Below are 9,589 nucleotides of genomic sequence, written 5' to 3'. Positions count from 1 at the left end.
AGGAATGCTGATTGGTATCTGGATAGGAGGTTAAAGAATTGAAAAAGAAATTATTACTGGCAGGGATTGTGGCACTGCTTGCAGGAACTGTCGTGGCAGCAAGAAAGAAAAAATATACGGAGACATCGAGATAGGAGGAGAAGAGAATCATGAAACTGTTAAAAAACCGTACTGTTCTTGGGGTACTCTGCATTGCAGTGTCCCTGCTCATCTGTTTTGCAGTGACACCGCTTGTCAATGCCGGACTGTCCCAAAAGACCACAATCGTGCGTTTTGTAAAGGACGTTAAGGCAGGCGAAGAGATCAAAAAAGGAATGCTGCAGGAAGTCGAGGTGGGAGGTTACAACCTGCCCGAAAATGTGTTAAGGAGCATCACGGAGGCAGAAGGAAAATATCTGACCGCAGATGTTTATGCAGGGGATTATATCGTAGCAGAAAAAGTAGCGGACGAGCCGGCTGCAGAAAATAAATACCTGTACAACTTAAACGGAGAGAAACAGGCAATCTCCATCACCATCAGTTCTTTTGCGGAAGGACTCTCCGGCAAATTAAAGAGCGGGGATATTGTGTCGGTCATTGCACCGGATTACCTGGGCAGCGGGGAGACCGTGATCCCGGCAGAATTAAAATATGTGGAGGTCATCGCAGTGACGGCAAAGTCCGGCTATGATGCCAATACACAGGAGCAGGAAGAGGAGAAGGAGCTTCCGTCCACCGTCACGGTGTTAGTCAGACCGGAGCAGAGCAGACTGCTGGCAAGGCTGGAAGCGGAGGGAGAAATCCATCTGTCACTGGTATACAGGGGAGACAGCCAGAAAGCCGCACAGTTCATTGAAGCACAGGATCTGGTGCTGGAGGAGCTTCTGGAAGAAAACGCAGAGGAAGAAGAGGTATCCGTTGTAAAAAATGAGGTGCCGAGGACAGGAGGGGAAGCGGATGCAGTGACGGCAGAAGAAACCTCGGCAGACGAGAAAAATGATACGGATATGGAGGAATAGTGTTTGAATTTCATGAAAAATTCTTTGTTCCAGAGAAATCTGGAGCAGGAAAGGGAAGAAGAGATGCCGGAAGAGGGAGGCGTGCTTGCCGTGTGGGGCAGCCCTTCCTCCGGCAAGACGGTGGTGTCTGTGAAACTGGCAGAGCATCTGGCAAAGAAAAAAGAAATGTCATCTTAATCCTTGCGGATATGGTCACGCCGCCGCTGCCCTACTTATGCGCACCGTCAGACATTGAACAGGAAAGGTCGTTGGGGAGCATTCTTGCCGCATCCCATGTGACGGAAAACCTCATCAAGAAGAACTGCATGTTCTACCGGAAGAATGATTATCTTTCCATGGTCGGGATGTTAAAGGGGGAGAATGTGTTCACCTATCCGCCCTATGAAAAAGAGCAGGCGGCAGAACTGCTCCAGCTTGCAGCACAGATCGCACCGTATGTCATCGTGGACTGCACCAGCAATATCGCATCGGATATCATGTCGGCAGTCGCATTGATGGAGGCAGATACGGTATTAAGGCTGGCAGGGTGTGACTTAAAATCCATCAGTTACTTATCCTCCCAGCTTCCACTGCTCTCAGACCACAAATGGGATGCCGACAAGCAGCTAAAGGCCGTGTCCAATATCAGACAGCAGGAGGCGAGCAGCCACATGGAACAGATCCTTGGCAGTGTGTCGTTCCAGATTCCGCACAGCAGTGAGGTGGAAGCACAGTTTTTAGAAGGGGAACTGCTTGGGGAACTCGGCTTGAAAGAGAGCCGGACATTCCGCAGGGAGATAGAGAAAATCAGCAGGGAGGTATTCGGGGTATGAAAAACAACCAGAATCTGTTCTTTTCCCCGGAGGAAAAGGGAAGGGCGTTTTCGGATGTCTTAAAAGAGGTGCAGGAGTATATCTCCAGCAAATATTCCACGCTCATGGTAGAAGGCGGGAGCGAGGAAGTAAAACAGCAGGTCAAGCGGTACATCACAAAGTATATCTGCGACTACCGCATCACGGTAAAGGGAAAAACACAGGAACAGTTGATCGATGACCTTTACACGGAAATGGCAGAGTTTTCCTTCCTCACCAAGTACATTTTTGGAACCGGGATAGAGGAAATCGATATCAATTCCTGGCGGGATATCGAGATACAGTACAATGACGGCAGGTGTGAAAAGCTGGAGGAACACTTCGAGTCCCCGGAGCATGCGGTCAATGTCATAAGGCGCATGCTCCATGTGTCGGGCATGGTGTTGGACAATGCCTCCCCTGCGGTGTTAGGGCATTTGAGCAAAAATATCCGAATCGCCGTGTTAAAGACGCCGCTCGTGGATGAAGATGTGGGGATTGCAGCGTCCATCCGTATTGTCAATCCGCAGAGCCTGAAAAAGGAAAACTTTGTGGATGGCGGCACCGCAACAGGGGAAATGCTGGATTTTCTGGCAGAGTGCCTGCGTTATGGAATCAGCATCTGTGTTGCAGGAGCAACCAGTTCGGGAAAGACCACGCTTGCAGGCTGGCTGCTTACCACCATACCGGATGGAAAGCGCATCTTTACCATCGAAAACGGCAGCCGTGAGCTGGCACTTGTAAGGGAAAAGGATGGAAAAGTGACCAACAGTGTCATCCATACGCTGACCAGATACAGCGAAAATGAAAAGCAGAATATTGATCAGGACATGCTCCTCGATATGGCACTGCGTTTCAACCCGGAGATCATCTGTGTCGGGGAGATGCGTAGTTCGGAGGCGTACACGGCACAGGAATCGGCAAGAACCGGTCATACAGTGCTTACCACGATCCACAGCAACAGTTGTGAATCCACTTACAGCCGAATGAGGACACTGTGCAAGAGAAAATATGACATGGATGATGAGGTGTTGATGGATCTTGTAACGGAGGCATTTCCTATCGTGGTGTTCACCAAGCAGCTTGAGAACCGCAAGAGAAAACTCATGGAAATCATGGAGTGTGAGATCACGGCAGACGGAAAGCGGAAGTTTAACCCGCTGTACCGCTATGAGATCACCGAAAATCGGATGGAAGGGGACCGCTTTATCATTAACGGCACGCATAAGAAGGTGTGCGGAATTTCCGAGAGCCTCAAAAAGAGATTTTTGGAAAACGGCATGCCAAAAGATGTGCTGGAAAGAATTGAAAAAGGAGGGGAGAAAGCATGCTGACATTACAGGTCATTGCCTGCATCGGGATCATTACAGGGGCATTCCTGCTGTTCCACATCCGGCTAAATGACTTTACGGGGAACATTTTCCACAGGCTTTTGGACGCACCGAAAGGAATCCGTGAGGAGATACTGGAGGAAACCAAGCGCAGGAAAAAATCCTATTTCCGAAGGGAAATCGAGGAAGTACAGGCAATTTTGAAAACAACGGACAGGGAGGAGCTGTTCCCGCTTTTATGCACGGCATCCCTCCTGCTGTTTGCCGCAGGAGCAGCCATTGCCGTCATGATCGGAAATGTTTTTTAATTCCGGTGCTGGCGTGCGGATTTTTATTTCTGCCGTTCTGGTACATCAGGCTGACCGCATCCCATTTCAAAAAGGATGTGTCATCGGAACTGGAAACCGCACTGTCCATTATTACAACGGCATACCTGCGAAGTGAGGACATCCTTACTTCGGTGGAGGAAAACCTCGAATATTTAAATCCGCCGGTCAAGACCGTGTTTGCAGATTTTGTGTCAAGAATCCGCCTCATAGATCCAGACCTTGAAGCAGCCTTGGAGGAGCTTAAGGGAAAGATTGAAAATGATGTGTTCATGGAGTGGGTGGATGCCTTAAAGTCCTGCCTGTATGACAGGTCACTAAAGACAACGCTGACACCGATCGTGGCGAAACTGTCGGACATGCGCATCGTGAATGCAGAGCTGGAATATCTGGTATTTGAACCCAGAAAGGAATTTATCACAATGGTGGTGTTGGCAGTAGGGAATATCCCGCTGTTATATTTCCTGAACCAGTCCTGGTACGATACGCTCATGCATACCATCCCCGGGCAGATTATGCTGGCGGTTACCGGCGCAATTATTTTTGTTTCCACGGCATGCGTCATAAAACTGACAAAGCCGATTGAATACCGGACATAAGGGGGAGGGATAAATTGAAAATCGTACTGATAGTTGTATTCATCCTGACGGCATGCGGACTGTTCCTTCTGCTGTCGGGCATCTTAAAGCTGCCGACACTGCGGACCGGCAGGGCGATGATGCAGTCAGGGAAGAAAGAAAAGAAACTGCAGAAAACACTGGATGCGTTCTACATGGACGGGGCGGCATACTTAGGAAAATACATCGGAATGAATGCCTACAAAAAAAGCAGGATGCAGAATGTCCTTAATGCGGCAGGACTTAAGATGACACCGGAAACCTATATGGCGTATGCCTATCTGAAGGCAGGGAGCATTTTTCTCCTGATCCTTCCGGCACTGCATGTATTTCCGCTGCTTGCCATCATGCTCGTGCTTTTAGGAGTCATGGTCTACTATAAGGAGACAAGAAAAGCAGAAGAGCTGGTAAGGGAAAAAAGGGAGCAGATCGAGGGGGAACTGTACCGTTTTGTTTCCACCATCACACAGGAGCTGAAAAACAGCAGGGATGTACTTTCCATGCTGGAGCATTATAAGGAAAATGCCGGGGAGATGTTCCAGAAGGAACTGGACATTGTGTGTGCCGACATGCGCTCCAGCAGCTATGAGGCAGCACTCACCCGTTTCGAGGCAAGGCTCAATTCCCCGCAGCTCTCCGATGTGGTCCGCGGACTGATCGGTGTGTTAAGAGGAGATGACGGTGCAGTGTATTTCCAGATGCTCACACACGACTTCAAGCAGGCAGAACTGCAGAGGTTAAAGGCAAAGGCGGCAAAAATCCCGCCGAAAATCCGTGTCTTTTCTTTTGCCATGCTCTTATGTTTCCTTGCAACCTATTTTGCCATCATCGGCTATGAGATCATAAAGTCCATGGGAACACTGTTCTGATAAAAGCGCAGGAAGGAGAAAAAATGAAGCGGATCTATAAAATCATGAGGGACAAAAAGGGGGAGGGATATATCGATGCGGCAGTCGTTGTATTCTGCGTGATGTTTGTCATTGCCCTTGGCGTCAGGATATTCCCGGTTTTTATCACGAAGATACAGCTAGACAACTTTGCAGACGAGCTGGTGCGGGAGGCAGAGATCAGCGGCAGGGTTGGAAGTGAGACAACCGCAAGGCAGAGAACCTTGGAGGAAAAAACAGGGATACATCCAGCCGTAAGCTGGTCTGGGACCGGAAAAATCCAGTTGAATGAAGAGGTGACGGTAACACTGACGTTACAGAAAGACCTCGGACTTTTTGGAAAGTTAAGGTCGTTCCCGGTAACCATAAGGGCGAGGGCATCGGGAAAGAGTGAGGTGTATTGGAAATGAGAAAATGCTATCAGAGTTTCAAAAGACTTCTGACAGGGCAGGAGGGAAGCATGGCTCCGGTTGCTGTAGCTGCAGCGATAGCCATGCTTTTTATTATCCTTGGTGTTTCAGAATACATGCGCCTTGTCATCACGGCAGCCGGAATCAAAGATGCCATGGAATCTGCCGTAGTTTCCGTGGTAAACGACAATTACAATGAAGTTTATCATGGTGTCAGGGAAGGATATGCTGCAGGATATGAGCCGGACGATACGGGATTTGCGGCATCCGTGGACCATGGGGATATCTATGGCAGGATGTGTTTTCTGCTTGGTCTGGAAGAGGATGGGAACAGTTATGTCCGCTATAACAACAGTGGTGAACTGGAGTACAGGCTCAAAAATCTTTCTGTGGACATCCACAACACGGCACTGGCATCGCCGGGAGGAACTTATTATGCGGATGCAGAGGTCACGATGGAAGTGCCTGTGCGTTTCGCAGGAAAAATCTTGTCGAATATGTCGGTCAGGTTGAAGGTGAGGGCAGCCTACAGGGAGAAATTTTAGTAACATGTTACAGATATCGTAAGACTTATTACATTTCCATAGACTTTCCAGACGTTCTATGGTAGCGTGTGAACTACGAAAATCAATCAAAAAAGCATAAGGAGGGAATGCCATGAAAGATAAGACAAAAAAGTGGCTGGCAGTCGCAGGACTTCTAGCAGTATGTGCGGTGCTTGTGTTTGGAATCAGCAGGGCGCTCTACCATGAGCCGGACAGGGAGGCACAGGTCGTGGAGAGAGAATCGGAGGAGACAGAACTTTTTGTGGAGACAGAAACACCGGAACCGGCTCCGGCAGAAAGCACAGAAGCAGAGACGGAAGAGCCGCTTGTGATCGAGACGGAGACAGGAACTTCCGTAAATGACAGGGAGCAGGAAATTCAGGAAACCCCGGAGAAAACGGAAGCGGAAAAGCCGAGTGAGCCGCCTGCACTGTCTGAGGGAACCGCCACGGACCAGCCGGATACACCGCCGTCCTACGAGGAGGAAAAACAGGAGGAACCGGATCCGGCAGAGAACCAGACACCAAAGACAGGTGATACCAAAGACGGCATGGTATATGTGGAAGGCTTCGGATGGATTACCGATGAAGGGGAAGGCTCAGGCACCTACGCAGATGACATGTATGAAAATGGCAATAAAATCGGAATCATGGACTAAGTTGGTGACAAGAAATGTTGTTTGATATAAACTGATAACAAGCGGACAAGGAGGCTCTTGGATTATGTACAAACAACGTATATCATATGCAGATTATGTGGAAGAGGTAGAAAGATTATATAAAATTGAAAGAAGAGAGATTTATTTTGGTTTTGTAATCCGAGATTTTATACAATCGATCCTTACAGAAAGTGAACAATTGGTAGCAGTTTGGGATAACAAAGGATACAAGGATGATACCAAAAATCCACTTCATAAGCGTAAAAATTATGCGGATTCACATAGCTTGCAGGATTTTATTATCGTTCCGGAACAATATAGCTATACGAATACTACAAAACCATATGTTTCAATTGAGCTGAAAAAACCCAATTTGGAAAATTATCAAGGGTTAGAATTGGGAAAAAACAAAAAACAGATAGAAGCAGAGTTTGAATATTGTGATTTTATTATTTTGACAGACTGTGTTACATGGATGTTCCTAAAAAAGATGAACCTGTAAAAGATGAAAAAGTTGTTTGTCTGATACAGGAGGGAAAATGGTTACAAATGGAACAAAGGGATTCCAATAACGAGCGTATGGGGAACATTCATATGAAGGAACCAGAGCAATGGGATGATTTGGTTAATACGATTAGAACATTTGTAGCAGAAGCCAAAAAACAGAGAAAAGAATAATGTGTTAGTGAAAAGCAGATTCGTAAAAACGGTCTGCTTTTTTTGTGAGGAAAAAGAGATGAAGTTATTAAAACAAGTAGTATTGCTTCTTGCAATTATGCTTGCCATGGCAATGCCGGTATCGGTTTATGCAGCCGGGGAAGGGAACATCGACAATGGCGGTGGAGGTATGGGAGCAGGAACGGGAACTAATTTTTGGAGCAGCCACGATGAGGGTGTGCGCGTAACGGTAATCAGAGCCAGTGATGGTGCAGTTGCATCAGCATCCATTGACCTTACCAACAAGCATCCGACTGATATCCGGGTGCATTTTGGAAAAGTAAGCAAGACTTCCTACAGGAATGGCGCAGGACTTTCTGCAAGGATGGGAGGCTATACATTTTATAATCCAGCACAGTCCCTGCCACAGATTATCAGTACTTCAAGAGGAGGGGCAAACCTTGCAGCCATCAAACAGTACTTTACGGACGAGCAGGTGATCAGAGCCATTGCAGGATATGTCGGCATGGATTTCCAGACGCTGACAAACGGAGAGTACAAGCTGTTATTAGAGCCAATCGCATATGTGACTTTTGAGGGAGTCCGGACTGCGTTTACCGCCACGGAAGCGGCAAAATACAACCAGTTAAGGGGCGGCCTGTTGCGAAAGAAAATGCCGTCCCTGTCCCATAAAAACCTGCCGCTTGCCATGTTTTTGGAAACATCGGATTTAGGATATCCGGCGTGGAGCGGCTCTAAGACAGAGAAAGCGAATGATGAGGATATCATCCGCGCATTAGGACTGGGTATCGTGCGGTTTAATGAGGTGGTCACACCGGAAGTCATCGAAGCGGACTATGAATACCGTGTGGATACGGATGTGATAACGGCGGTCACGGTCAGTGGAGGACAGAGTGATCCGGACAACTCCGTCACCGTGACATTTTCTATTCTGGGAAGAAGCTACAAGGTTGAAAATGTGTATTACCCGGAGGACGGACAGCAGCTCGTGTGGGTAAAATGGCATACCCCGTCCACGGAACAGCACATCACGATTAGCGTGACCGCCAGCGGAGGCAGTGCATCCGTGAGCCGGGGAACCATCACGGCGAACATTGTGGATCTGGATGACAATCCACCGCCAAATCCTGTTGCAGATGACAGAAATGACAGCTACCGGAAAGAAAATGCAGTGATGCCTGTAAATCCAGAAAAGACACAGGCGGCATGGAGTGTCTGGAAAGCCAAGTGGAAGGAAAAATGGGTATGGCACAGTGACTGGAACTGGGAGTCAGAGGATCATTCGGCAAGCTGTGAGGCAGGATGCACACAGAGCCATGGATACTGGCAGGATTATGGCGAGTATGTGGATGAAGGCTGGTGGGAATTTGAAGAGAAACATTATTCGGCATCCCTGACCGCAGATATGCATCTGGTCACGGATGAGAAGGCACCGACCGCGGACGGCATGGTTACCAAAAGCGGGTATGGTGTGAATGTTTCCCTGAGTGCAAGGGCATCGAGCAGCCAGACATCCGCAACAACAGCACCGCAGACAGCAGTCAGTTACTTCCCGGAATTTTATTACGAAACCTACTGGCGGCTTTTAGAGAGAACTAGAAATGGATACAGTGCGGTCTTTGAATTTAAGAATAATGAGTATTCCACTTATTACCGGAGGACACATTTCACACCGGTCTGGATGCCGGACGGGGAGTACCGGGTATATACTTATCTGCTTGACTGTTGGACACCGGATGGAATGCTTTCCATGAACCTGTCAGACGCTGTGCAGATATCGGGAAGCCTGTGGGATGACTGGCATATCGCACCACAGAATGTGAGGTAGGAAATGGGATATGAGAGAATCCAAAAGCCGGAAGGACTGCTCTACCATTACACTCGAAAAGAAAATCTGGAATCCATCTTAAGGGATGGAAGGATACGGAAATTTTGTGACAGGGAAACATGGTTCACAAAATCCCTTGCAGATACGCTGCGGCTTATGTCACTCACGGTGATGCAGGAGGGAGCAGCTTATTATGATGCGAGGGGCAGGCTGCAGCGTTACCCGGCATTTGTGCCGGAGGATTATGTAGTTTTAGAACTTACCCCGCGCTACCAGAGCGGGGAATGGGTGATCTGGAATCAGGAACTTCCACCTAATGCGCCGGAGTCCGTAAGGGAGCTTGCGGAGGAGTTCAGCCACTTAAAACTCGGATACCGTGGAGATTTAAAGTTCTGGGAGAATCCTGTCATTTATGAGATGACAGACCTTTTGGAAGAACCGGAGCAGACCAGTGAAATGAAAATGCAGTAAAAAAACAGAA

The 9,589-nt window shown here is 48.2% G+C and carries 10 protein-coding genes and 2 pseudogenes; all 12 read left to right on the top strand.

Annotated features, from left to right (window positions below; translation table 11 throughout):
• The first annotated feature begins 149 nt into the window (after positions 1–149).
• The 12 genes and pseudogenes from cpaB (at position 150) to ROSEINA2194_RS05625 (ending at position 9,579) form a co-directional block, all read left to right on the top strand.
• The gene (gene cpaB / locus ROSEINA2194_RS05680) at positions 150–998 is read left to right on the top strand and encodes a Flp pilus assembly protein CpaB (RefSeq protein ID WP_007884396.1); all 849 of its coding nucleotides are present in this window, start codon (positions 150–152) and stop codon (positions 996–998) included.
• A 12-nt stretch (positions 999–1,010) separates the two neighbouring features.
• Positions 1,011–1,810: pseudogene (locus ROSEINA2194_RS05675) on the top strand (CpaE/TadZ family protein).
• Positions 1,807–3,162 (top strand): ATPase, T2SS/T4P/T4SS family, encoded by a 1,356-nt coding sequence (locus tag ROSEINA2194_RS05670; RefSeq protein ID WP_007884393.1) that lies wholly within the window; start codon positions 1,807–1,809, stop codon positions 3,160–3,162. Before ROSEINA2194_RS05675 ends, ROSEINA2194_RS05670 begins: the two are co-directional and overlap by 4 nt.
• Positions 3,156–4,084 (top strand): annotated as a pseudogene (locus ROSEINA2194_RS05665) (type II secretion system F family protein). Before ROSEINA2194_RS05670 ends, ROSEINA2194_RS05665 begins: the two are co-directional and overlap by 7 nt.
• A 20-nt stretch (positions 4,085–4,104) precedes the next feature.
• Positions 4,105–4,971: a type II secretion system F family protein gene (locus tag ROSEINA2194_RS05660; protein WP_044927312.1), complete on the top strand. Its 867-nt coding sequence runs from the start codon at positions 4,105–4,107 to the stop codon at positions 4,969–4,971.
• Positions 4,972–4,994: 23 nt separating this feature from the next.
• Complete coding sequence (locus tag ROSEINA2194_RS05655) at positions 4,995–5,399, top strand: DUF4320 family protein (protein WP_007884389.1); 405 nt, start codon at positions 4,995–4,997, stop codon at positions 5,397–5,399.
• The gene (locus tag ROSEINA2194_RS05650) at positions 5,396–5,944 is read left to right on the top strand and encodes a hypothetical protein (protein ID WP_007884388.1); all 549 of its coding nucleotides are present in this window, start codon (positions 5,396–5,398) and stop codon (positions 5,942–5,944) included. Before ROSEINA2194_RS05655 ends, ROSEINA2194_RS05650 begins: the two co-directional genes overlap by 4 nt.
• A 112-nt stretch (positions 5,945–6,056) precedes the next feature.
• Positions 6,057–6,602 carry a DUF6550 family protein gene (locus ROSEINA2194_RS05645; protein ID WP_007884387.1) on the top strand — a complete coding sequence of 182 codons (546 nt, stop codon included), beginning with the start codon at positions 6,057–6,059 and terminating at the stop codon, positions 6,600–6,602.
• Between the two features lie 97 nt (positions 6,603–6,699).
• The gene (locus ROSEINA2194_RS05640; protein ID WP_172727050.1) at positions 6,700–7,104 is read left to right on the top strand and encodes a hypothetical protein; all 405 of its coding nucleotides are present in this window, start codon (positions 6,700–6,702) and stop codon (positions 7,102–7,104) included.
• A 47-nt stretch (positions 7,105–7,151) separates the two neighbouring features.
• Positions 7,152–7,280: a hypothetical protein gene (locus ROSEINA2194_RS22465; RefSeq protein WP_289844231.1), complete on the top strand. Its 129-nt coding sequence runs from the start codon at positions 7,152–7,154 to the stop codon at positions 7,278–7,280.
• 58 nt (positions 7,281–7,338) lie between these two features.
• Positions 7,339–9,108, top strand: a complete 1,770-nt coding sequence (locus ROSEINA2194_RS05630; RefSeq protein ID WP_007884371.1) for a DUF8193 domain-containing protein — start codon at positions 7,339–7,341, stop codon at positions 9,106–9,108.
• Positions 9,109–9,111: 3 nt separating this feature from the next.
• Positions 9,112–9,579 (top strand): hypothetical protein, encoded by a 468-nt coding sequence (locus tag ROSEINA2194_RS05625; RefSeq protein WP_007884370.1) that lies wholly within the window; start codon positions 9,112–9,114, stop codon positions 9,577–9,579.
• Positions 9,580–9,589 lie beyond the last annotated feature (10 nt).

Source organism: Roseburia inulinivorans DSM 16841 (assembly GCF_000174195.1).
GTDB lineage: Bacteria > Bacillota > Clostridia > Lachnospirales > Lachnospiraceae > Roseburia > Roseburia inulinivorans.
The sequence above is the reverse complement of the archived record's forward strand: the minus strand, read 5'-3'. Positions and strand labels throughout refer to the sequence as shown.